The organism is Variovorax sp. CF079 (assembly GCF_900101545.1).
Classification (GTDB): domain Bacteria; phylum Pseudomonadota; class Gammaproteobacteria; order Burkholderiales; family Burkholderiaceae_C; genus Variovorax.
In genome coordinates this window covers 220,319-242,462 of the sequence record NZ_FMZU01000010.1, presented here as the reverse complement: position 1 = coordinate 242,462, position 22,144 = coordinate 220,319, and the positions used below count along the sequence as shown (strand labels likewise).

Genomic DNA, 22,144 nt, shown 5'->3' with positions numbered 1-22,144 from the left:
GTGGACCGCCTGGGCTTCTTCACCGAGGTGAATGTGGAGACGCAGGAGGTGCCGGGCTCGCCGGACCAGGTCGACCTGACGATCAACGTGGCCGAAAAACCGACCGGTACGCTGCAACTGGGCGCAGGTTTTTCCAGTGCCGAGAAGGTGTCGTTCACCTTCGGTATCGCGCAGGAGAATGTTTTCGGTTCCGGCAACTACCTCGGCCTTCAGGTCAACACCAGCAAATACAACCGGGCGCTCTCGCTGACGACCACGGACCCCTACTTCACGAAGGACGGCATCTCGCGCACCTTCGGCATCTACCACACGACCACGCGGCCCTACTACAGCGTCGACGGCGACTACCGGCTGGTCAATGAAGGCGGCAGCATCCGCTTCGGCGTGCCGTTCAGCGAAGTCGACACGGTCTTCTTCGGCGCCGGATTGGAGCGCTACCGCTTCGACCCGGGCGGCAACGTCGCTTTCCTGACACCGCAGTCGTACCGGCGCTACTTCGGCTGCAGCACCAGCGCGTCGGGCCTTGTCACCGGCTGTACCAACGACAGCGTCTGGGGCGTGCCGTTGACCATCGGCTGGTCGCGCGACGACCGCGACAGCGCGCTGCTGCCGACCCGCGGACGCCTGCAGCGCGCCAACCTCGAGGTGGGCGTGGGCGGCGACATGAAGTACCTGAAGACCAACTACCAGTATCAGCAGTTCTTTCCGATCAGCAAGCAGTACACCTTTGCGATCAACGGCGAGCTCGGCTACGGCAAGGAATACGGCGGCAAGCCGTACCCGATCTTCAAGAACTTCTACGCGGGCGGCCTGGGGTCGGTCCGCGGCTTCGAGCAGAACTCGCTGGGGCCCCGCGACGTGCCGCTGCTGGGGCAGACCGAAGGCGCGGCGCTGGGCGGCACCAAGAAGGCGATCTTCAACGCCGAACTCAGCACGCCGTTCCCGGGCGCCGGCAACGACCGCACGCTGCGCCTCTACGGCTTCTTCGACATCGGCAACGTGTTCGGCACGCGCGATGCCTTCTCGACCGACGCCCAGTGGAAGGCGGCGAAGAAGCTCCGCGCCTCGGTGGGCCTGGGCATCAGCTGGATCTCGCCGCTGGGGCCGCTGCGCCTGGCTTACGCCATCCCGGTCAGGCAGCAGGATGAAGACCTGACCGACCCGCTGCATCCGATCCCGAAGGATAGAATTCAACGCCTGCAATTCCAGATCGGAACCTCTTTCTAATGAATCCATTGCTTCGCGCCGCCGGTGCGCTGCTGATCCCCGCTTTCGCCCTCGCGGGCGGGCTCGCGCACGCGCAGGAAACTTTCCGCATCGGTTTCGTCAATCCCGATCGCGTGTTGCGTGAAGCGCAGCCTGCCAAGGCCGCGCAGGCGAAGCTCGAGTCCGAGTTCCTGAAGCGCGAGAAGGACCTGACGGGGCAGGGCGAAGCCCTCAAGGCTGCTTCCGAAAAGTTCGAGCGCGAGGCGCCGACCCTGTCCGAGAGCCAGCGCGTGGCCCGTCAGCGTGCCCTGGTCGACCAGGACCGTGACTTCCAGCGCCGCCGCCGCGAATTCCAGGAAGACCTCAACGCGCGCAAGAACGAAGAGCTGCAGCAGGTCTACGAACGCGCCAACCGCGTGGTCAAGCAGGTGGCAGAGGCCGAGAAGTACGACGCGATCCTGCAGGAAGCGATCTACATCAATCCGAAGCACGACATCACCGAGAAGGTGATCAAGGCGCTGAATGCGTCCACTTCTGCCGGCGGCAAATAGCGGCCGCGAACCGGCGTGGCACTGCGGCTAGGCGCAATCGTTGAGGCCCTCGGGGGCGAACTGCAGGGTGACCCCGCGCTGTCGATCGAGCGGCTTGCGCCGTTGGCGACGGCGCAGGACGACGCGCTCAGTTTCCTGAGCCATCCCAAGTACCGTAAAGAGCTCACTGCCTCGCAAGCAGGCTGCGTCATCGTGTCGCCTGCCATGCGGGAGCTGGCGGCCCAGCGCGGGTCGTTCATCGTGACGGCCGACCCCTACCTCTATTTCGCGCGTCTGACCCAGCTCTGGAAGCAATCTCATGCCAGGCCAGACAGCGCGCGCATCCATCCCAGCGCGGTGATCGACCCCGGCGCGCAGATCGACCCCAGCGCGCGTATCGGCGCGCTGTGCGTCGTCGAGCGTGGCGTGCGCATCGGCGCAGAAACGGTGCTGAAGTCCAGGGTGACGGTGAGCGAGGACTGCGTCATCGGCGCGCGTTGCCTGCTGCATCCGGGCGTCGTGATCGGGGCCGACGGCTTCGGGCTCGCGCCGCACGAGGGCGCCTGGGTCAAGATCGAGCAGCTCGGCGCGGTACGCATCGGCGACGACGTGGAGATAGGCGCCAACACCTGCATCGATCGCGGTGCGCTCGAAGACACCGTGATCGAAGACGGCGTCAAGCTCGACAACCTGATCCAGATCGGCCACAACGTCCGCGTCGGCAAGCACACCGCCATGGCGGGCTGCGTCGGCGTGGCGGGCAGCGCGGACATCGGTGCGAACTGCACCATCGGCGGCGGCGCGATCGTGCTCGGCCACCTGAAGCTGGCCGATGGGGTGCACATTTCGGCCGCGACGGTGGTGACCCGGTCCATTCTCAAGCCCGGCCAGTACACCGGCGTATTTCCCATCGACGACAATGCCGCCTGGGAGAAAAACGCCGCCACGCTCAAACAACTGCACGCTCTGCGCGAGCGCCTGAAGGCGCTTGAAAAACCGGTGGTGCAAGACAGAAAATCATGACGCTCGACATCCATCAGATCCTCAAACTGCTGCCGCACCGCTACCCCTTCCTGCTGGTAGACCGCGTGCTCGCGATGGAAAAGGGCAAGCGCATCACCGCGCTCAAGAACGTGACCATGAACGAGCCGTTCTTCAACGGCCACTTCCCGCACCGGCCGGTGATGCCCGGCGTACTGATGCTCGAGGCGATGGCGCAGGCCGCGGCCCTGCTGTCCTTCCATTCGCTGGACATCGTGCCGGACGACAACACCGTGTACTACTTCGCGGCCATCGACGGCGCGCGCTTCAAGCGTCCGGTGGAGCCGGGCGACCAGCTGACGCTCGAGGTCGAGATCGAGCGCATGAAGGCCGGCATCTCGAAGTTCAAAGGGCGCGCGCTGGTCGGCAGCGAGCTGGCTTGCGAGGCCACCTTGATGTGCGCCATGCGCCAGATCAATTGATCGTGCTCGAGGCATGACGCAGGTTCATCCGACGGCCATCGTCGACCCCAAGGCCGAACTCGACCCGACGGTCAGCGTCGGCCCCTATGCCGTGATCGGTCCGCATGTGCGGGTCGGCGCCGGCACCACGATCGGCGCGCATTGCGTGATCGAGGGGCGCACCACCATCGGCCGCGACAACCGCATCTTCCAGTTCGCATCGCTGGGCGCCGTTCCGCAGGACAAGAAGTACGCGGGCGAACCGACCGAACTCGTGATCGGCGAGCGCAACACGATCCGCGAGTTCTGCACCTTCAACATCGGCGTGCCGGGGGCCGGCGGCGTGACGCGCGTGGGCAGCGACAACTGGATCATGGCCTACACGCACATCGCGCACGACTGCCGCGTCGACGACCACGCCACGCTCGCCAACAACACGACGCTGGCGGGCCACGTGCACCTGGCGGACTGGGTGACGGTGGGCGGGCTGACCGGCATTCACCAGTTCGTCTCGGTCGGTGCCCACGCGATGATCGGCTTTGCCAGCGCGGTGGCGCAGGACGTGCCGCCTTTCATGCTGGTCGACGGCAATCCGCTGGCGGTGCGCGGCTTCAATGTGGTCGGCTTGCGCCGCCGCGATTTCTCCGCGGCACGGATCGCGGCCGTCAAGCAGATGCACCGGCTGCTGTACCGTCAGGGCAAGACGCTCGAGGAGGCCCGCGCCGCCATCGAGGCCCTGGCCATCGAAGTACCCGAATCGGCCGCCGATGTCGCGATGATGAGCGGCTTCCTGTCCAGCGCCACGCGCGGCATCGCGCGCTAGGGCACCGCATGTCGGAGGTACAGCGACAGTTTGCGCTGGTCGCGGGCGAGCCCTCGGGCGACCTGCTGGCCGGGCTGCTGCTCGACGGCTTGCTCTCGCGCTGGCCGGCCATGAAGGCCGTCGGCATCGGCGGCCCGCAGATGTTGGCGCGCGGCTTCGAGAGCTGGTGGCCGCAGGAAAAACTGGCGGTGCGCGGCTATGTCGAGGTGCTGCGCCACTACGCCGAAATCGCCGGCATCCGGCGCCGGCTCCGTGCCCGGCTGCTGCTTGACCGGCCCGAACTCTTCATTGGCGTCGATGCGCCGGACTTCAATCTGGACCTCGAAGCCGCGTTGCGGGCCAGCGGCATGAAGACGGCGCATTTCGTCTGCCCCTCGATCTGGGCCTGGCGCCCGGAACGCGCGGAGAAGCTGCGCACAGCGGCCGATCATGTGCTGTGCATCTTTCCGTTCGAGCCCGCGCTGCTGGCCGAACACGGGATCGCAGCAAGCTACGTTGGCCATCCGATCGCCAACGTGATCCCGATGGCGCCCGACCAGGCGGGCGCACGCGCCGCGTTGGGATTGGACGCGGAAGCGCCGGTCGTCGCCTTGCTGCCGGGCAGCCGGCGCTCGGAGATCCGCTACCTCGCCGCAGGCTTTTTCGAAGCGGCCACGCTGATGCTGCGCGAGCGGCCTGAACTTCAGTTCATCGCGCCCGTGCTGCCGGGCCTCCGGGACGAGGTCGAGCAACTGCTGCAGGCCAGCGGCATGGCCGGCCGCGTGAAACTGCTCGACGGCCGTTCGCACGCCGCGCTCGCGGCCTGCGACGCCACCCTGATCGCCAGCGGGACCGCGACGCTCGAAGCCGCGCTGTTCAAGCGGCCGATGGTGATCGCCTACAACATGAACAAGCTTTCGTGGGCGCTCATGCGCCGCAAGCAGCTGCAGCCCTGGGTGGGTCTGCCGAACATCCTGTGCGGCGAATTCGTCGTGCCCGAACTGCTGCAGGAGGCGGCGACGCCCCAGGCGATGGCCGACGCGACGCTCGCCTGGCTTGCCTCGCCGGACAAGGTTCACGCCTTGCAACAACGTTTTTGCACGCTGCATGCCGAATTGCAGCGCGATACGCCGACACTGTGCGCCGATGCGATCCAGAAAGTTCTTGAAGGCTGAGCAGGCCACGCTCGCTTGGGACGCTCCCGGGCTCCTGGCCGGCGTCGACGAGGCCGGCCGCGGCCCGCTGGCCGGCCCGGTCGTTGCCGCGGCCGTGATCCTCGACGACGAGCGGCCGATCCGTGGCCTGGCCGATTCGAAGACCCTGACCGCGCTGCAGCGCGAGCGCCTGAACGACCAGATCCTGGCCAAGGCACTGTGCTGCTCGGTGGCGCAGGCCAGCGTGGAGGAGATCGACACCCACAACATCCTCCAGGCGACGATGCTGGCCATGCGGCGCGCGGTCGAGGGCCTGCGGCTGAAGCCGGCAAAGGTGCTGGTCGACGGCAACCGGCTGCCCAGGCTGGACGTGCTGGCCGAGGCCGTCGTCGGCGGCGACGCGCGCGTGAAGGCGATCTCGGCCGCCTCGATCCTGGCCAAGGTGCACCGTGACCGGCTCTGCCAGGAACTGCACGCCGAATTCCCGCACTATGGCTTCGCGGGCCACAAGGGCTATGGCACACCAGAGCACCTGGAGGCGCTGTTGCGCCACGGCGCTTGCGTGCACCACCGCAGATCCTTCAGCCCGGTCGCTGCCGTACTCGCACGCGCGACGGGGCAGACGGAGCCCATGACGGCGGCGATGTTGAGCGAAATGGTCGCGGAAACGACCCAGATCGAGGTGCGGATCGCCCCATGACCGCGGACGAGGTCAGCCACATCACGTCGCGGGACAACCCGCTCCTGAAGGAATTGCGCAAGCTGGCGCACGACCCGGGTGCCTACCGCAAGGCGGGCCGGGTCTGGCTCGAAGGCGATCACCTGTGCCGCGCCGCGCGCGAGCGCGGCGTCCGGCCGGCCGTGGCGGTCTTTGCCGAGTCGCTGTGGCCTTCGGCGCGCTCCGAATGGAGCGGGGTGGCGGCCAAGACCGTGGTGCTGGCCGATGCCTTGCTCGCCGGCGTGAGCGGTCTGGAGTCGCCCGCTCCGATGGGCTTCGTACTCGAACTGCCGGCGCCGCCGGCGGTCACCCCCGATGCGCCCACCGTGGTGCTCGATCGCCTCCAGGATGCCGGCAATGTCGGCTCCATCCTGCGCAGCGCGGCGGCCTTCGGCTTCGGCCAGGTGATCGCGCTCAAGGGCACCGCCGCGCTATGGGCGCCCAAGGTGCTGCGTGCCGGCATGGGTGCGCATTTCGGGCTGCAGCTGATCGAGGGCGCGGACATCCAGATGCTGGATGCGCTGACTGTGCCCTGGATCGCCACCAGTTCGCACCGCGGCGACTGGCTGCATCGCACGCAGCTGCCGTACCCGTGCGCCTGGTTGATGGGGCACGAAGGGCAGGGCGTTTCCGCCATCCTGGAGACGCGCGCCGCCCGGCATGTGCGCATTGCGCAGCCGGGCGGCGAGGAGTCGCTCAACGTCGCGGCGGCGGCGGCGATCTGCCTGCATGCGAGTGCCGCCGCGGCCAAGGGATAAGCCCGCGCCGGCTATAATCAAGGGCTTTCCCGCTCACACCCCGCCCACAGCGCACGCAAGCCAACTCCTCGACGAAAGTCGCAGCCCAAAGTCACTTCTTGGGTTCGCTTTGGGCGTCATCCATCCGGAGATCCCTGTGCTTTTGTCTCTCAAGGGAAATTTCCCGCCCGCCATCCTGGCGCTTGCAGACGGCACGGTCTTTCTCGGCAACTCGATCGGCGCCCAAGGCGCCACCACTGGCGAAGTGGTGTTCAACACCGCCATGACCGGTTACCAGGAAATCCTGACCGACCCGAGCTATTGCCAGCAGATCGTGACGCTCACGTATCCGCACATCGGCAACTACGGCGTCAACGAGGAAGACATCGAGTCCGACAAGATCCATGCCGCTGGCCTGATCATCAAGGACCTGCCGCTGGTCGCGTCCAACTTCCGCAAGACGGCCACGCTGACCGACTACCTGGTGCGCGGCAACACGGTCGCCATCGCGAACATCGACACGCGCAAGCTCACGCGCCATCTGCGCACGAACGGCGCCCAGAACGGCTGCATCCTCGGCCTCGCTGCGGGCGAGGCCGTGACGCAGGCGCTGATCGACAAGGCCGTGGCCGCTGCCCGGGCCGTACCCAGCATGTCCGGGCTCGACCTGGCCAAGGTGGTGTCGGTCAAGGAGACCTACGAGTGGACGCAGACCGAGTGGAAACTCGGTGCCGGATACGGCGTGCAGATCACGCCCAAGTTCCACGTCGTGGCCTTCGACTACGGCGTCAAGAAGAACATCCTGCGCATGATCGCCCAGCGCGGCGCACGCATCACGGTAGTGCCGGCACAGACGCCGGCGGCCGACGTGCTCAAGCTGCGTCCGGACGGCATCTTCCTGGCCAACGGCCCGGGCGACCCCGAGCCCTGCGACTACGCCATCGAGGCCACGCGCGAACTGATCGAAACCGGCATTCCGGTCTTCGGCATCTGCCTGGGCCACCAGATCATGGCGCTCGCCTCCGGCGCGAAGACCTTCAAGATGAAGTTCGGCCATCACGGCGCCAACCATCCCGTGAAAGACCTGGACAACGGCCGCGTGAGCATCACGAGTCAGAACCACGGCTTCGCGGTCGACGAGAAGACGCTGCCCGCCAACCTGCGGCCCACCCACATCAGCCTGTTCGACAACACGCTGCAAGGCCTGGCACGCACCGACAAGCCGGCCTTCTGCTTCCAGGGCCATCCGGAGGCCTCGCCCGGGCCTCACGACATCGGCTACCTTTTCGACCGCTTCACGGCACTCATGCAAAGTCACAAAGAAGGACAGAAGAATGCCTAAGCGCACCGACCTCCAGAGCGTTCTCATCATCGGCGCCGGCCCGATCATCATCGGCCAGGCCTGCGAGTTCGACTACTCCGGCGTGCAGGCCTGCAAGGCACTGCGCGAGGAGGGCTACAAGGTCATCCTGATCAACAGCAACCCCGCGACGATCATGACCGACCCGGCCACGGCCGACGTGATCTACATCGAGCCGATCACCTGGCAGACGGTCGAAAAAATCATCGTCAAGGAACGCCCCGACGCCATCCTGCCGACCATGGGCGGGCAGACCGCGCTCAACTGCGCGCTCGACCTCTGGCGCAACGGCGTGCTCGACAAGTACAAGGTGGAGCTGATCGGCGCCACGCCCGAGGCGATCGACAAAGCCGAAGACCGGCTGAAGTTCAAGGACGCGATGACCAAGATCGGCCTGGGCTCGGCGCGCTCGGGCATCGCCCACTCGCTCGACGAAGCCTGGGCAGTCCAGAAGACGGTCGGCTTCCCGGTGGTGATCCGCCCCAGCTTCACGCTCGGCGGCACCGGCGGCGGCATCGCCTACAACCCGGAAGAGTTCGAGACCATCTGCAAGCGCGGCCTCGAAGCCTCGCCGACCAACGAGCTGCTGATCGAGGAGTCGCTGCTCGGCTGGAAAGAGTACGAGATGGAGGTGGTGCGCGACAAGGCGGACAACTGCATCATCGTCTGCTCGATCGAAAACCTGGACCCGATGGGCGTGCACACCGGCGACTCGATCACGGTCGCCCCTGCCCAGACCCTGTCGGACAAGGAATACCAGATCCTGCGCAACGCCTCGCTGGCCGTTCTGCGCGAGATCGGCGTCGACACCGGCGGCTCCAACGTGCAGTTCTCGATCAATCCGAAGGACGGCCGTATGGTCGTGATCGAGATGAACCCGCGCGTCTCGCGCTCCTCGGCATTGGCCTCCAAGGCCACCGGCTTCCCGATCGCCAAGGTCGCGGCCAAGTTGGCCGTGGGCTATACGCTCGACGAGCTGCGCAACGAGATCACCGGCGGCGCCACGCCGGCGAGCTTCGAGCCCAGCATCGATTACGTGGTCACGAAGATCCCGCGTTTCGCCTTCGAGAAATTCCCGCAGGCCGACTCGCGCCTGACCACGCAGATGAAATCGGTGGGCGAGGTGATGGCCATGGGCCGCACCTTCCAGGAATCGTTCCAGAAGGCGCTGCGCGGCCTGGAGGTCGGCGTCGACGGCCTCAACGAGAAGACGCAGGACCGCGAAGTGCTCGAAAAAGAGCTGGGCGAGCCCGGCCCCGACCGCATCTGGTACGTCGGCGATGCCTTCGCCATGGGCCTCTCCGTCGACGAAGTGTTCGCGCTGACCAAGATCGACCCCTGGTTCCTGGTGCAGATCGAGGAGATCGTGAAGATCGAGCTCGAGCTCGAAACCAAGTCGCTGGACGACATCGACAAGAGCACCCTGCTCGCGCTGAAGAAGAAGGGTTTCTCCGACCGTCGCCTCGCCAGGCAGCTCAAGACCACCGACACCGCGGTCCGCGAGAAGCGCCGCGCGCTCGGCGTGCGCCCGGTCTACAAGCGCGTCGACACCTGTGCGGCCGAGTTCGCGACCAACACCGCCTACATGTACTCGACCTACGAGGACGAGTGCGAGGCCGCGCCGACGGACAAGAAGAAGATCATGGTGCTCGGCGGCGGCCCCAACCGCATCGGCCAGGGCATCGAGTTCGACTACTGCTGCGTGCATGCGGCACTCGCGATGCGCGAGGACGGCTACGAGACCATCATGGTCAACTGCAATCCGGAGACCGTCTCGACCGACTACGACACCAGCGACCGCCTCTACTTCGAGCCGCTCACGCTCGAGGACGTGCTCGAGATCGTCGACAAGGAAAAGCCGACCGGCGTGATCGTGCAGTACGGCGGCCAGACGCCGCTCAAGCTCGCGCTCGACCTCGAAGCCAACGGCGTGCCGATCATCGGCACCAGCCCCGACATGATCGACGCGGCCGAAGATCGCGAGCGTTTCCAGAAGCTGCTGAATGAGCTCCAGCTGCGCCAGCCGCCGAACGCGACCGCGCGCACCGAGGCGGAAGCGCTCGAGAAAGCCACCCAGCTGGGCTATCCGCTGGTGGTGCGCCCCAGCTATGTGCTCGGCGGCCGCGCGATGGAGATCGTGCACGAGCAGCGCGACCTCGAACGCTACATGCGCGAAGCCGTCAAGGTCAGCAACGATTCGCCGGTGCTGCTGGACCGCTTCCTGAACGACGCCGTCGAATGCGATGTCGACTGCTTGCGCGATGCCGAGGGCAACACCCTGATCGGCGGCGTGATGGAGCACATCGAACAGGCCGGTGTGCACTCCGGCGACTCCGCCTGCTCGCTGCCGCCCTACAGCCTCAAGGCCGATACCGTGGCCGAGCTCAAGCGGCAAAGCGCCGCCATGGCCAAGGCGCTCAATGTCGTCGGCCTCATGAACGTGCAGTTCGCGATCCAGGAAAAGGACGGACGGGACGTCATCTACGTGCTCGAAGTGAATCCGCGCGCCTCGCGCACGGTGCCCTACGTGAGCAAGGCCACTGGCATCCAGCTGGCCAAGGTGGCGGCGCGCTGCATGGCGGGCCAGTCGCTGGTTTCGCAGGGCGTCACGCGCGAAGTCACGCCGCCGTACTTCAGCGTCAAGGAGGCGGTGTTCCCCTTCGTCAAGTTCCCCGGCGTGGACACCATCCTCGGCCCGGAGATGAAGTCGACCGGCGAAGTGATGGGCGTGGGCAAGACCTTCGGCGAGGCGTTCGTGAAGTCGCAACTCGGCGCCGGCACCCATCTGCCGAAGTCGGGCAAGGTGTTCATCTCGGTCAAGAACAACGACAAGGCACGCGCGGTGGAAGTGGCGCGTGGCCTGGCTGCGCTGGGCTTCGAACTGATCGCGACCAAGGGCACCGCCGCCGCCATCAACGCGGCGGGCATCGCCTGCGCCGTGGTGAACAAGGTGACCGAGGGCCGGCCGCACATCGTCGACATGATCAAGAACAACGAGATCGCGCTGGTCATCAACACGGTGGAAGAGCGCCGCAACGCGATCACCGACTCGCGCCAGATCCGCACCTCGGCGCTGCTGGCCCGCGTGACCACCTTCACCACCATCTTCGGCGCCGAAGCCGCGGTCGAAGGCATGCGGCACATGGACGAACTCGACGTGATCTCGATCCAGGAAATGCACGCGCAACTCGCGCAGTTCGCGCTCGCCTGAAGAGTTGTCCATGGAAACGCAGCTCGTCGAGCTCGACCTGGCCGACTGGAACGGCGCTGCGCCGAACGAAGCGTGGATCGCCGCGCTCGAGGCTGGCAAGGTGCTGTATTTCCCGCGGCTCCCCTTCGAGCTGCGGCCTGAAGAACGGGCCTTGTTCTCGCCCGCGGTGCTGTCGCCAGGCGTCCGCAACATCAGTCTGGATGCCGAAGGGCGCCTGAAGGGCGTGGCGGGCGACGAGGGCGTGCAGCAGGCCGTGGCGGCAATGGTCGGGCGTTTTCGTGCGCAGTCGCAGCAGCTGATCCACGGATTGCTGCCGCACTACACGCCGGCCCTGCGACTGGCGCCGACCAGCTACCGCCCGGCGCAGGTGGAAACACGCGTCCAGTCGTGGCGGGCCGACGACCGGCGGCTGCACATCGACTCGTTCCCGTCGCGCCCCAACTACGGCGAGCGCATCCTGCGTGTGTTCACCAATGTCAATCCCGAGGGCGCGCCGCGCGTCTGGCGGGTCGGTGAGCCCTTCGAGACCGTGGCCAAGCGCTTCCTGCCGCGTGCCAAGCCTTACTCGCGCTGGCAGGCCCGCATGCTGCGGGCGCTGCGCGTCACCAAGTCCTTGCGCAGCGAATACGACCATCTGATGCTGCAACTGCACGACGGCATGAAGTCCGACCTGGAGTACCAGAAGAACGCGCAGCAGCAAACCGTGCCGTTCCCGGCCGGATCGGTATGGGTGTGCTTCTCGGACCAGACCTCGCATGCCGTGATGTCCGGCCAGTACATGCTCGAGCAGACGCTGCACCTGCCCGCCGCGAGGCAATACAATCCCGATTCGAGCCCGCTCGCCATCCTGAGCCGGCTGACCGGACGTCAACTCGTCTGATCCTTTTCCTTCCATGAACCGCCGAACGGCAGCGTTCGGCGGTTTCGCTTTCTGGAGAGACAAAACATGGCCACCACCATTCCGATTACCAAGCGCGGTGCGGAGAAACTTCGTGACGAGCTGCAACGCCTGAAGTCCGTCGAGCGGCCCGCCATCATCACGGCGATCGCCGAGGCCCGCGCCCAGGGCGACCTCAGCGAGAACGCAGACTACGACGCCGCCAAGGAGCGCCAAGGCTGGATCGAAGGCCGCATCAAGCAGATCGAGGGCATGCTCTCGAACGCCCAGATCATCGATCCCTCCGACCTCGACGCGGGCGGCAAGGTCGTTTTCGGTTCGACAGTCGAACTGGAAGATGAAGACAGCGGCGACGCGGTCAAGTACCAGATCGTCGGCGAGGACGAAGCCGACCTGAAGCTCGGCCTCATCAACGTCTCCAGCCCGATCGCGCGCGCGCTGATCGGCAAGGAAGAGGGCGATACCGCCGAGGTGCAGGCACCGGGCGGGGTGAAGCGCTATGAGATCGTCGGCGTCAGCTACCTCTGAATTCACGGGTGAAGGACCGCGTCGCGCTGCTGTTGGCAGCCCTCTGGTGGGGCAGCCTGACGACGATCGGCTTCCTGGTCGTGCCGATGCTGTTCGCCAAGCTCGGGAATCCGGCCATGGCGGGCAATTTCGCGGGACGGCTGTTCGCGGCCCAGAGCTGGGTTGCGTTGGCCTGCGGACTGGCGCTCCTGACCTATTTCAGGTCGAAGATCCAAGAGCGCGTGGATCGATCGTCACGCGTCGCGGTTGCCTGGATCGTCGTGGCACTGCTGCTGGCGCTGCTGCAGGAATACGCCGTCGCGCCCCGCATCCTGGCGCGGGAGAACCTCGGGCTCTGGCACTCGCTCGGCAGTGCCATGTACCTCGGCCAGTGGCTCTGCGCCGGAGTGCTGCTCTGGCGCATGGGGCGCCGCCCCGACTGATCAGGCCTTCCAGAAGCTGGTGATCCAGCGCGCCGGCCGGATGAAGCGGAAGCGCCGGTTGCGCCGCCCGGCCAGCGCATCGGGCGGATTGCATTCCCCGTGGAAGACCATGATGCGCGCGCCTTCGGGCACGAAGGGCTCGCGCCAGTAGTTGGTGGGCCAGGTCGGAATGCCGTGGTACTTGAAGCTCGGACACCACTCGGCCGGCCAGTAGGCCAGCTTGCCATGGTGGTAGAGAAAATCCGACAGGTAGGTCTGCTCGTTGCGGTACTCGGCCTGCACCGCATCCATGTTCTCGCGGAAATGCGCCAGCACGTCGGGATGTGCGCCGAGCTCGAAGCGGTACACCGACGAATTGCCAGTGATGCGCCGGCGCCGCCAGGGACGGGCGTAGTCGTGAATGATCAGGAACTCGCCGGGATGCTCGAAAAAGGCGTCCAGGCTGCCCACGACGACCACGTCGAGATCGATGAACAGCGCCCGGCCGCGCAGGCCGTAGAGGTCCCGTTCGAAGGTGGTCAGCTTCTTCCAGGCGCGGTCGACCTGTCCCGGCTTGAGCTCGAGGTCCAATGGCGGGATCGGAAAGCACTGCACCTCGCTTCGGATGCCCTGGCTGTCGTCGGTCAGGCAGACGAAGTTGAAGTCGCCGCTCAGGTGGCGACGCACCATCGCGTAGAGGCGGTTGACGTAGTCGGGCCCGTATTTCGTGCCCCATTTCATGCAGAGGATGTGACGCTGCGGCCCTGCCGTTGACTCGATCGGCATCCTCAGTCCGCCTGGCGACGCTTCTTGACCGACAGCGGCTTCTTGGCCTTGGCACGCTTGATGGTGCCGCCGGGCGTCAGCCGCTGGTTGCCGAGCACCCGAAGCGTCTTGATCTCCGGGCGCTGTCCTCCGCGCTTGCTGTACTTGATCACCTTGACGTCGCGCGGACCCGGCATGCGGTCCTCGTCGATCTCGCGCGCTTTTTCGGGGATGGGGCGCCAGAGCACGAGCAGCTTGCCGATGTGCTGGATCGGCGCCGCGTTCAGGTCCTCGGCCAGGGTTTGCAGCATGGCTTCGCGGGCCGGGCGGTCGTCGGAGAAAACGCGCACCTTGATCAGGCCGTGGGCCTTGAGCGCGGCATCGGCTTCCTTCTTGACGGCCGGCGTCAGCCCGTCGCCGCCGATCATGACGATCGGGTCCAGATGGTGCGCTTCGGAGCGGTGCACCTTGCGCTGCGCAGGGGTAAGTTGAATGGCGGGCATCCCCGTATTATCGAGCGTCAATGAATCCCAAACCCAAAGCCAAGAAGCTCAACAAGGCGTGGCTGCATGACCACATCAACGACCCCTACGTGAAGCTGGCCACGCGGGAGGGATACCGGGCCCGCGCGGCCTACAAGCTCAAGGAAATCGACGAGACGCTGGGCCTGATCCGGCCGGGGCAACTGGTGGTCGACCTGGGCTCGACGCCCGGCGCCTGGAGCCAGTATGTGCGGCGCAGGCTGTCGCCGAGCGGGGCAGCGGCCGGTGAGCTGGACGGCATCATCATCGCGCTCGACATCCTGCCGATGGAGCCGATCGAGGGCGTGACCTTCCTGCAGGGCGACTTCCGCGAGGCCGAAGTGCTGGAGCGGCTTGCGCAGGCCATGGACGGCCGGCTCGCCGACGTCGTCGTGTCCGACATGGCGCCCAACCTGTCTGGCATCGCCTCGGCCGACGCAGCCCGCGTCGCGCATCTGATCGAGCTTGCAATCGACTTCGCGCGCCACCACATGAAGCCTGAAGGCGCACTGGTCGCCAAACTTTTCCACGGCAGCGGCTACAGCGAGCTGACGCAGCTGTTCAAGAGCAACTTCCGGGTGGTAAAGCCCTTGAAACCCAAGGCTTCGCGCGACAAATCGTCGGAGACCTTCATGGTGGGCATCGGGCTCAAGAACGTCGATACGAATTGATACCCGGGCGCCGGCCGGCATTTGCCTCAAAACCGTGCGCGTCCTATGGCTGCTATAGGGAAATTCCGGCATTTCGCAGGTTGAAAAGCCTAAAATGGGTGCCAATTGCGTGCCCTAGCGCGTTTTTTGTTTTTCGTGTCACGCGCTTTCGACTGGAGCTTCGTTTGAACAATCAGTGGTTTTCCAAAGTTGCCGTCTGGCTCGTCATTGCGATGGTGTTGTTCACTGTGTTCAAGCAGTTCGACACCCGCGGCGTCGCCGGCGCCGGCAATGTCGGTTACTCCGACTTCCTCGAGGAAGTCCGCAGCAACCGCATCAAGAGCGCGACCATCCAGGAAGGCCAGGGCGGCAGCGAGATCGTCGCGATCACCAATGACGACCGCAAGATCCGCACGACGGCCACCTACCTCGACCGCGGCCTGGTCGGCGACCTGATCGCCAACAACGTCAAGTTCGACGTCAAGCCGCGCGAAGAGGGCTCGCTCCTCATGACGCTGCTGGTGAGCTGGGGTCCGATGCTGCTGCTGATCGGCGTCTGGGTCTATTTCATGCGCCAGATGCAGGGCGGCGGCAAGGGCGGCGCCTTCAGCTTCGGCAAGAGCAAGGCGCGCATGCTCGACGAAAACAACAACCAGGTCACCTTCGCCGACGTCGCAGGCTGCGACGAGGCCAAGGAGGAAGTGAAGGAGGTCGTCGACTTCCTGAAGGACCCGGCCAAGTTCCAGAAGCTCGGCGGCCGCATCCCGCGCGGGCTGCTGCTGGTCGGGCCGCCCGGCACCGGCAAGACCTTGCTGGCCAAGGGCATCGCCGGCGAGGCCAAGGTGCCGTTTTTCTCGATTTCCGGTTCGGACTTTGTCGAGATGTTCGTCGGCGTGGGCGCGGCCCGTGTGCGCGACATGTTCGAGAACGCCAAGAAGAACGCCCCCTGCATCATCTTCATCGACGAAATTGACGCCGTCGGTCGCCAGCGCGGTGCGGGCCTGGGCGGCGGCAACGACGAGCGCGAGCAGACGCTCAACCAGATGCTGGTCGAGATGGACGGTTTCGAAACCAATCTCGGCGTGATCGTGGTCGCTGCGACCAACCGCCCTGACATCCTGGACGCCGCGCTGCTGCGCCCGGGCCGTTTCGACCGCCAGGTCTACGTGACGCTGCCGGACATCCGCGGCCGCGAGCAGATCCTCAACGTGCACATGCGCAAGGTGCCGCTCGGCCAGGACGTGAACCCGAGCATCATCGCGCGCGGCACCCCGGGCATGTCGGGCGCCGACTTGGCCAACCTGTGCAACGAGGCCGCGCTGATGGCTGCGCGCCGCAATGCGCGCGTGGTCGAGATGCAGGACTTCGAGAAGGCCAAGGACAAGATCTTCATGGGCCCCGAGCGCAAGAGCATGGTCATGCCCGAGGAAGAGCGTCGCAATACGGCCTACCACGAGTCCGGCCACGCGCTGATCGGCAAGCTGCTGCCCAAGTGCGACCCGGTCCACAAGGTCACCATCATTCCGCGCGGCCGCGCGCTGGGCGTGACGATGAGCCTGCCGGCGCAGGACCGCTACAGCTACGACCGCGAGTACATGCTGAACCAGATCAGCATGCTGTTTGGCGGCCGTATCGCCGAAGAAGTGTTCATGCACCAGATGACCACCGGCGCCAGCAACGACTTCGAGCGTGCCACGCAGATCGCGCGCGACATGGTGATGCGCTACGGCATGACCGAATCGCTGGGCCCGATGGTCTACGCCGAGAACGAGGGCGAAGTCTTCCTCGGCCGCTCGGTCACCAAGACCACCAACATGAGCGAGTCGACCATGCAGAAGGTCGATGCCGAGGTGCGCCGCATCATCGACGAGCAGTACGCCTTGGCGCGCCGCCTGATCGAGGAGAACAGCGACAAGATGCACGCCATGGCCAAGGCGCTGCTCGAATGGGAAACCATCGACACCGAGCAGCTCGACGACATCATGGCCGGCCGCGCACCGCGTCCGCCCAAGGACTGGACGCCGCGCATCCCGCCCTCGGGCGGCGGCAGCGGCGGTACGCCGGCGGTGAACCCGGATCCGGCGCCGACAGCGGCTTGAGCATGATGCTTTGGCTATCGACGGGGCCTCTGGCCCCGTTTTTTCTTTGGAAGGGCGTATGACGATCTGGCGCACGACGCGCTTTGCCATCGACCTCGCGCAGCCGCGCGTGATGGGCATCGTCAACGTCACGCCCGATTCCTTTTCCGACGGCGGCGCCCATGCCTCGACCGAAGCTGCGGTGCGGCATTGCGTTCAACTGGTGGAAGAGGGCGCCGACATCCTCGACATCGGCGGCGAGTCCACGAGGCCCGGAAGTCCTGCCGTACCGCTGGCGGAGGAACTGGATCGCGTGCTGCCGGTGGTGAGCGAGGCGGTGAAGTTGGGCGTGCCGGTCTCGGTCGATACCTACAAACCCGAGGTGATGCGCGCGGTGCTGGGGCTCGGTGCCGACATCGTCAACGACGTGTGGGCGCTGCGGCAACTCGGCGCACGGCAGGCCGTGGCGGCGCATCCCTCGTGCGGTGTCTGCCTGATGCACATGCACCGCGACCCGCAGACCATGCAGGCGGCCCCCATGGAGGGCGACGTGCTCCCCGCAGTGCGTGCCTTCCTGACGCAGGGTGCGAAGGAACTGCTGGCGTTGGGCGTCGGTTCGGATCGCATCGTGCTCGACCCGGGCATCGGTTTCGGCAAGACCGTGGCGCAGAATTTCGCCTTGCTCGCACGCCAGCAGGAGCTGCTCGCCGCCGGCTGGCCGCTCTTGATCGGTTGGTCGCGCAAGTCTTCGCTCGGCGCCGTCACCGGCATCGAATCGGCGGCCGAGCGCATGGTGCCCAGCGTGGCGGCGGCGGTCTTGGCCGTCGAGCGCGGCGCATCGATCCTGCGCGTGCATGATGTGCGCGAAACGGTCGCCGCGCTGGCCGTATGGCGCGCGATGAAACGACAACAACAAGCACTGCAGGAGCCACATCCATGACAAGAAAATACTTCGGCACCGACGGCATCCGCGGCACGGTCGGCCAGGCGCCGATCACGCCCGACTTCGTGCTGCGGCTCGCGCATGCCGTCGGCCGCGTGCTCAAGAAGACGGAGGCGCGCCCGACCGTGCTGATCGGCAAGGACACGCGCATCTCGGGCTACATGCTGGAGTCGGCGCTCGAATCGGGCTTCAACTCGGCCGGCGTCGACGTGATGCTGCTGGGGCCGCTGCCGACACCGGGCGTGGCCTACCTGACGCGCGCACAGCGGGCCAGCCTGGGTGTCGTGATCAGCGCCAGCCACAACGCCTATCCGGACAACGGCATCAAGTTCTTCAGCGCACATGGCACCAAGCTCAGCGACGAATGGGAGCTGGCGGTCGAAGCCGCGCTCGAAGAGCCGCCCGTCTGGGCCGATTCGGCACAGCTCGGCAAGGCGCGCCGGCTCAACGATGCGCCGGGCCGCTACATCGAGTTCTGCAAGAGCACCTTTGCCAACGACCTGACGCTGCGCGGTCTGAAGCTGGTGGTCGACGGTGCCCACGGCGCTGCCTACCAGGTGGCACCGCAAGTGTTCCATGAGCTCGGTGCGGACGTGATCAGCATCGGCTGCGCGCCCGACGGCCTGAACATCAACAAGGGCTTCGGCGCCACGCATCCCCAGGCGCTGATCGATGCGGTCCGGGCGCAGGGCGCGCACTACGGCATTGCGCTCGACGGCGATGCCGACCGCTTGCAGCTGGTGGACGCGAGCGGGCGCCTGTTCAACGGCGACGAACTGCTCTACCTGATGGTGATGGAGCGCATCGCGCGCGGTGAGAAACCTTCTGGCGTGGTCGGGACGCTGATGACCAACAAGGCGGTCGAAGTTGCGCTGCGCAAGCAGGGCATCGAGTTCGTGCGCACGCGCGTGGGCGACCGCTATGTGCTGGAAGAGCTGGAAAAGCGCCGTTGGCTGCTCGGAGGCGAGGGCTCCGGCCACCTGCTCGCGCTCGATCGCCACACGACGGGCGATGGCATCGTGAGTGCGCTGCAGGTGCTGCAGGCCTGCCAGCGCAGCGGCAAACGCGTGGACGAGCTGCTGGCCGATGTCACGCTCTTTCCGCAGACGCTCATCAATGTCCGATTGGCCGAGGGGCAGGACTGGAAAGCCAACCAGGCGCTGGCGGCCGAAACCCGGCGCGCCGAGGCCGAACTGGGCGATGCAGGCCGCGTGCTGATCCGCCCCAGCGGCACCGAGCCGCTGCTGCGCGTGATGGTCGAGGCGCGCGACGCAGCGCAGGCCGAGGCCTGCGCAAGACGCCTGGTCGCGGCCGTCGAAGCGGGTTGAACGCGTGATCGACGTCCTGCTCGCCGATTACCGCAACCCGGCGCATGCGCGTGCGCTGGTCGAGCTGCTGGACAGCTATGCGCGCGATCCCGCCGGCGGCGGCACGCCGCTGGCGTCCCAGGTGCTGGATGAACTGCCCGAGGCGCTGGCCGCGCGGCCGCAGGCCTTCAGCGTGCTGGCCTACGACGCAGCGCAGCCGATCGGCCTCGTCAACTGCATCGAAGGCTTCTCGACCTTTGCCTGCAAGCCGCTGGTCAATGTGCACGATGTGGTCGTGCTGGCCAGCCACCGCGGCCAGCGGGTCACGCAGCGCATGCTGGCGCGTGTCGAGGAAGAGGCTCGCGTGCGTGGCGCCTGCAAGCTCACGCTCGAGGTGCTCTCCGGCAACCGCAGCGCGCTGCGCGCCTACGAGCGTGAAGGCTTTGCCGGCTACCAGCTCGACCCGGCCTTCGGCTCGGCCATGTTCCTGCAGAAGAAGCTCTGATCAGAAGCGCGTGACGGGCATGTCGCTGTCGCCCTTGCCGGGGGCGTACTTGCCCAGCTCCCACTTGGCGATCGCATTGCGGTGCACTTCGTCCGGACCGTCGGCGAAGCGCAGGGCGCGCGCGCCGACATAGGCGTAGGCGAGCGGGAAGTCGTCGGACATGCCGCCGCCGCCGTGCACCTGCATGGCCCAGTCGATCACCTGGCAAGCCATGCTCGGCGCGACCACCTTGATCATCGCGATCTCGTTCTTGGCGACCTTGTTGCCGGCCACGTCCATCAGCCATGCGGCCTTCAGCGTGAGCAGGCGCGCCATGTCGATCTTGCAGCGCGCCTCGGCGATGCGTTCCTGCGTCACGGTCTGCGAGGCGACGGCCTTGCCGAAGGCGATGCGGGACGAGGCGCGCTTGCACATCAACTCCAGGGCGCGTTCGGCCAGGCCGATCAGGCGCATGCAGTGATGGATGCGTCCCGGGCCGAGGCGGCCCTGCGCGATCTCGAAGCCGCGGCCTTCGCCGAGCAGCATGTTGCCGGCCGGCACGCGAACGTTCTCGAAGTACATCTCGACGTGGCCGTGCGGCGCGTCGTCGTAGCCCATCACGTTGAGCGGGCGCACGATGCGGATGCCCTTGGCATCGGCCGGCACCACGATCATGCTTTGCTGCGAGTGGCGCGGCGCCTCCGGGTCGCTCTTGCCCATGGTGATGAAGACCGCGCAGCGCGGATCGGCCGCGCCCGAGATCCACCACTTGTGGCCGTTGACGACGTACTCGTCGCCCTGCCGTTCGACGCGCGTGGCGATGTTGGTGGCGTCGCTCGACGCGACCTCCGGTTCGGTCATCGCGAAGGCCGAGCGGATCTCGCCTTCCAGCAGCGGCTTGAGCCAGCGCGCCTTGATCTCGTCCGAGCCGTAGCGCGCAATGGTTTCCATGTTGCCGGTGTCGGGCGCCGAGCAATTGAAGGCCTCGCTGGCCCATGGCACGCGGCCCATGATCTCGGCCAGCGGCGCGTATTCCTGGTTGGTGAGGCCGGCGCCTTCGTAGCCCGAGGCAGCGGCGCTGTCGACCGGCAGGAACAGGTTCCAAAGGCCCTGGGTCTTCGCCTTCTGCTTGAGCTTCTCGACCGTCTTGAGCGCGGTCCAGCGCTTGCCGGCCGCGGTGTTGGCGGCCAATTCGGCCGCGTACTCGGCTTCAGCCGGGTAGATGTGGTCTTCCATGAAAGCGGTGACGCGCTTCTGCAAGTCCTTGGTCTTGGCCGAATATTCGAAATCCATGGGGTCTCCTTTGAAATGGGGAAGGCTCAGGCCCGTTGTGCGAATTGCCAGGCCATCTCGGCCATCGGTCGCGCACCGCGGCCCGAGGCCACGGCTTGCTCGCTCGACGCGGTACCGGCCTCGACCCGCTTGGCGATGCCCTGCAGGATCGCGGCCATGCGGAACAGGTTGTAGGCCTGGTAGAAATTCCAGTCGGTCGCGAGCGCCTCCGGCGTCGTGATGCCGGTGCGGTCGCAGTACTTGCGGATGTATTCGCTCTCGGTCGGGATGCCCAGGCTCTTCAGGTCGAGGCCGCCGATGCCGCGGAACGAACCCGGCGCGATGTGCCACGACATGCAGTGGTAGCTGAAATCGGCCAGCGGATGGCCCAGCGTCGACAGTTCCCAGTCGAGCACGGCGATCGCACGCGGCTCGGTGGCGTGGAACATCAGGTTGTCGAGCCGGTAGTCGCCGTGCACGATCGAGGTCATCTTCTCGTCGCGCGCGCTGGCCGGGATGTGGGCGGGCAGCCATTCCATCAGACGGTCCATTTCGGGGATGGGCTGCGTGATCGAGGCCACGTACTGTTTGCTCCAGCGGCCGATCTGGCGCTCGAAATAGTTGCCGGGCTTGCCGTAGTCGGCCAGGCCGCGCTCGGCGAACTTCACGGTGTGGAGCGCCGCGATGACGCGGTTCATCTCGTCGTAGACGGCGGCCCGCTCGGCATTGCTCATGCCCGGCAGCGACTGGTCCCACAGCACGCGCCCGGCCATGAATTCCATGACGTAGAAGGCGCGGCCGATAACGGCTTCGTCTTCGCACAGGCAGTACATCCGCGGCACCGGCACGCCGGTGCCGGCCAGGCCGCTCATGACCTTGAACTCGCGCTCGACCGCATGGGCCGAAGGCAGCAGCTTGGCGACCGGGCCGGGCTTGGCGCGCATCACGTAGCTTTGCGTCGGCGTGACCAGCTTGTAGGTCGGGTTGGACTGGCCGCCCTTGAACATTTCGACCGTGAGCGGCCCCTTGAAGCCGTCCAGGTTCTTGTCGAGCCAGGCGGTCAGCGCATCGACGTCGAAGACGTGCTGCTTGGATACGGCGCGGGTGCCGACGAAGTTGTCGAAGTCCTGGGTCATG

At 66.3% G+C, this 22,144-nt stretch carries 22 protein-coding genes; 18 read left to right on the top strand and 4 right to left on the bottom strand.

What is annotated here, in order from left to right; translation table 11 throughout:
• The 13 genes from bamA to BLS74_RS15705 all read left to right on the top strand — a co-directional run.
• A partial coding sequence (gene bamA / locus BLS74_RS15765) for an outer membrane protein assembly factor BamA (RefSeq protein ID WP_093107822.1) occupies window positions 1-1,227 on the top strand: 1,227 nt, incomplete at its 5' end.
• On the top strand, window positions 1,227-1,757 hold the full coding sequence (locus BLS74_RS15760; RefSeq protein ID WP_093107820.1) for an OmpH/Skp family outer membrane protein: 531 nt from the start codon (window positions 1,227-1,229) through the stop codon (window positions 1,755-1,757). The genes bamA and BLS74_RS15760, both read left to right, overlap by 1 nt.
• A gap of 15 nt (window positions 1,758-1,772) precedes the next feature.
• A complete protein-coding gene (lpxD, locus tag BLS74_RS15755; protein WP_093107818.1) occupies window positions 1,773-2,759 on the top strand; it encodes a UDP-3-O-(3-hydroxymyristoyl)glucosamine N-acyltransferase in 987 nt (328 codons plus the stop codon).
• Window positions 2,756-3,199 carry a 3-hydroxyacyl-ACP dehydratase FabZ gene (gene fabZ, locus BLS74_RS15750; RefSeq protein ID WP_093107816.1) on the top strand — a complete coding sequence of 148 codons (444 nt, stop codon included), beginning with the start codon at window positions 2,756-2,758 and terminating at the stop codon, window positions 3,197-3,199. The genes lpxD and fabZ overlap by 4 nt, the downstream gene beginning before the upstream one ends.
• Window positions 3,200-3,212: 13 nt before the next feature.
• Window positions 3,213-4,001 (top strand): acyl-ACP--UDP-N-acetylglucosamine O-acyltransferase, encoded by a 789-nt coding sequence (gene lpxA / locus BLS74_RS15745; protein ID WP_093107814.1) that lies wholly within the window; start codon window positions 3,213-3,215, stop codon window positions 3,999-4,001.
• A gap of 8 nt (window positions 4,002-4,009) precedes the next feature.
• Entirely contained in the window at window positions 4,010-5,155 is a 1,146-nt protein-coding gene (gene lpxB, locus BLS74_RS15740; protein WP_093107812.1) for a lipid-A-disaccharide synthase, read from the top strand.
• Complete coding sequence (gene rnhB / locus BLS74_RS15735) at window positions 5,127-5,834, top strand: ribonuclease HII (RefSeq protein ID WP_093107810.1); 708 nt, start codon at window positions 5,127-5,129, stop codon at window positions 5,832-5,834. Before lpxB ends, rnhB begins: the two co-directional genes overlap by 29 nt.
• Window positions 5,831-6,610, top strand: a complete 780-nt coding sequence (locus tag BLS74_RS15730; RefSeq protein ID WP_093107808.1) for a TrmH family RNA methyltransferase — start codon at window positions 5,831-5,833, stop codon at window positions 6,608-6,610. Before rnhB ends, BLS74_RS15730 begins: the two co-directional genes overlap by 4 nt.
• Before the next feature lie 136 nt (window positions 6,611-6,746).
• The gene (gene carA, locus BLS74_RS15725) at window positions 6,747-7,931 is read left to right on the top strand and encodes a glutamine-hydrolyzing carbamoyl-phosphate synthase small subunit (RefSeq protein ID WP_093107852.1); all 1,185 of its coding nucleotides are present in this window, start codon (window positions 6,747-6,749) and stop codon (window positions 7,929-7,931) included.
• Window positions 7,924-11,160, top strand: coding sequence for a carbamoyl-phosphate synthase large subunit (gene carB / locus BLS74_RS15720; RefSeq protein WP_093107806.1), 3,237 nt, complete (start codon window positions 7,924-7,926; stop codon window positions 11,158-11,160). Before carA ends, carB begins: the two co-directional genes overlap by 8 nt.
• Before the next feature lie 10 nt (window positions 11,161-11,170).
• Window positions 11,171-12,040, top strand: a complete 870-nt coding sequence (locus BLS74_RS15715) for a Kdo hydroxylase KdoO (RefSeq protein WP_093107804.1) — start codon at window positions 11,171-11,173, stop codon at window positions 12,038-12,040.
• Window positions 12,041-12,106: 66 nt separating this feature from the next.
• Window positions 12,107-12,586, top strand: coding sequence for a transcription elongation factor GreA (gene greA / locus BLS74_RS15710; RefSeq protein WP_093107802.1), 480 nt, complete (start codon window positions 12,107-12,109; stop codon window positions 12,584-12,586).
• 8 nt (window positions 12,587-12,594) lie between these two features.
• Window positions 12,595-13,008 carry a DUF4149 domain-containing protein gene (locus BLS74_RS15705; RefSeq protein WP_093107800.1) on the top strand — a complete coding sequence of 138 codons (414 nt, stop codon included), beginning with the start codon at window positions 12,595-12,597 and terminating at the stop codon, window positions 13,006-13,008.
• Here the strand turns inward: BLS74_RS15705 and BLS74_RS15700 are convergent, their stop codons facing one another.
• Together BLS74_RS15700 and BLS74_RS15695 are read right to left on the bottom strand one after the other, a co-directional pair.
• The gene (locus tag BLS74_RS15700; protein WP_093107798.1) at window positions 13,009-13,773 is read right to left on the bottom strand and encodes a glycosyltransferase; all 765 of its coding nucleotides are present in this window, start codon (window positions 13,771-13,773) and stop codon (window positions 13,009-13,011) included.
• A gap of 2 nt (window positions 13,774-13,775) precedes the next feature.
• On the bottom strand, window positions 13,776-14,255 hold the full coding sequence (locus tag BLS74_RS15695; protein WP_093107796.1) for a YhbY family RNA-binding protein: 480 nt from the start codon (window positions 14,253-14,255) through the stop codon (window positions 13,776-13,778).
• A 20-nt stretch (window positions 14,256-14,275) separates the two neighbouring features.
• Between BLS74_RS15695 and BLS74_RS15690 the strand changes: the two genes are divergently transcribed.
• The 5 genes from BLS74_RS15690 to BLS74_RS15670 all read left to right on the top strand — a co-directional run bounded on the left by BLS74_RS15690 (window position 14,276) and on the right by BLS74_RS15670 (window position 19,756).
• Window positions 14,276-14,944 (top strand): RlmE family RNA methyltransferase, encoded by a 669-nt coding sequence (locus BLS74_RS15690; protein ID WP_093107794.1) that lies wholly within the window; start codon window positions 14,276-14,278, stop codon window positions 14,942-14,944.
• 164 nt (window positions 14,945-15,108) lie between these two features.
• The gene (gene ftsH / locus BLS74_RS15685; RefSeq protein ID WP_093107792.1) at window positions 15,109-17,022 is read left to right on the top strand and encodes an ATP-dependent zinc metalloprotease FtsH; all 1,914 of its coding nucleotides are present in this window, start codon (window positions 15,109-15,111) and stop codon (window positions 17,020-17,022) included.
• Window positions 17,023-17,080: 58 nt separating this feature from the next.
• Window positions 17,081-17,941: a dihydropteroate synthase gene (folP, locus tag BLS74_RS15680; RefSeq protein ID WP_093107790.1), complete on the top strand. Its 861-nt coding sequence runs from the start codon at window positions 17,081-17,083 to the stop codon at window positions 17,939-17,941.
• Entirely contained in the window at window positions 17,938-19,272 is a 1,335-nt protein-coding gene (glmM, locus tag BLS74_RS15675; RefSeq protein WP_093107788.1) for a phosphoglucosamine mutase, read from the top strand. The genes folP and glmM overlap by 4 nt, the downstream gene beginning before the upstream one ends.
• A gap of 4 nt (window positions 19,273-19,276) precedes the next feature.
• Window positions 19,277-19,756, top strand: coding sequence for a GNAT family N-acetyltransferase (locus BLS74_RS15670; protein ID WP_093107786.1), 480 nt, complete (start codon window positions 19,277-19,279; stop codon window positions 19,754-19,756).
• Here BLS74_RS15670 and BLS74_RS15665 read toward each other — a convergent pair whose 3' ends face one another.
• Together BLS74_RS15665 and BLS74_RS15660 are read right to left on the bottom strand one after the other, a co-directional pair.
• Window positions 19,757-21,028, bottom strand: a complete 1,272-nt coding sequence (locus BLS74_RS15665) for an acyl-CoA dehydrogenase family protein (RefSeq protein ID WP_093107784.1) — start codon at window positions 21,026-21,028, stop codon at window positions 19,757-19,759.
• Window positions 21,029-21,054: 26 nt separating this feature from the next.
• The gene (locus BLS74_RS15660; protein WP_093107782.1) at window positions 21,055-22,143 is read right to left on the bottom strand and encodes a phosphotransferase; all 1,089 of its coding nucleotides are present in this window, start codon (window positions 22,141-22,143) and stop codon (window positions 21,055-21,057) included.
• Window position 22,144: the final 1 nt, after the last annotated feature.

Bases quoted from the DNA above. Each gene is read 5' to 3' on its own strand.
- BLS74_RS15760 (WP_093107820.1), top strand. From the start codon at position 1,227: ATGAATCCATTGCTTCGCGCCGCCGGTGCGCTGCTGATCCCCGCTTTC.
- fabZ (WP_093107816.1), top strand. From the start codon at position 2,756: ATGACGCTCGACATCCATCAGATCCTCAAACTGCTGCCGCACCGCTAC.
- lpxA (WP_093107814.1), top strand. From the start codon at position 3,213: ATGACGCAGGTTCATCCGACGGCCATCGTCGACCCCAAGGCCGAACTC.
- lpxB (WP_093107812.1), top strand. From the start codon at position 4,010: ATGTCGGAGGTACAGCGACAGTTTGCGCTGGTCGCGGGCGAGCCCTCG.
- rnhB (WP_093107810.1), top strand. From the start codon at position 5,127: ATGCGATCCAGAAAGTTCTTGAAGGCTGAGCAGGCCACGCTCGCTTGG.
- BLS74_RS15730 (WP_093107808.1), top strand. From the start codon at position 5,831: ATGACCGCGGACGAGGTCAGCCACATCACGTCGCGGGACAACCCGCTC.
- carB (WP_093107806.1), top strand. From the start codon at position 7,924: ATGCCTAAGCGCACCGACCTCCAGAGCGTTCTCATCATCGGCGCCGGC.
- BLS74_RS15715 (WP_093107804.1), top strand. From the start codon at position 11,171: ATGGAAACGCAGCTCGTCGAGCTCGACCTGGCCGACTGGAACGGCGCT.
- greA (WP_093107802.1), top strand. From the start codon at position 12,107: ATGGCCACCACCATTCCGATTACCAAGCGCGGTGCGGAGAAACTTCGT.
- BLS74_RS15700 (WP_093107798.1), bottom strand. From the start codon at position 13,773: ATGCCGATCGAGTCAACGGCAGGGCCGCAGCGTCACATCCTCTGCATG.
- BLS74_RS15695 (WP_093107796.1), bottom strand. From the start codon at position 14,255: ATGCCCGCCATTCAACTTACCCCTGCGCAGCGCAAGGTGCACCGCTCC.
- BLS74_RS15690 (WP_093107794.1), top strand. From the start codon at position 14,276: ATGAATCCCAAACCCAAAGCCAAGAAGCTCAACAAGGCGTGGCTGCAT.
- folP (WP_093107790.1), top strand. From the start codon at position 17,081: ATGACGATCTGGCGCACGACGCGCTTTGCCATCGACCTCGCGCAGCCG.
- glmM (WP_093107788.1), top strand. From the start codon at position 17,938: ATGACAAGAAAATACTTCGGCACCGACGGCATCCGCGGCACGGTCGGC.
- BLS74_RS15665 (WP_093107784.1), bottom strand. From the start codon at position 21,028: ATGGATTTCGAATATTCGGCCAAGACCAAGGACTTGCAGAAGCGCGTC.
- BLS74_RS15660 (WP_093107782.1), bottom strand. From the start codon at position 22,143: ATGACCCAGGACTTCGACAACTTCGTCGGCACCCGCGCCGTATCCAAG.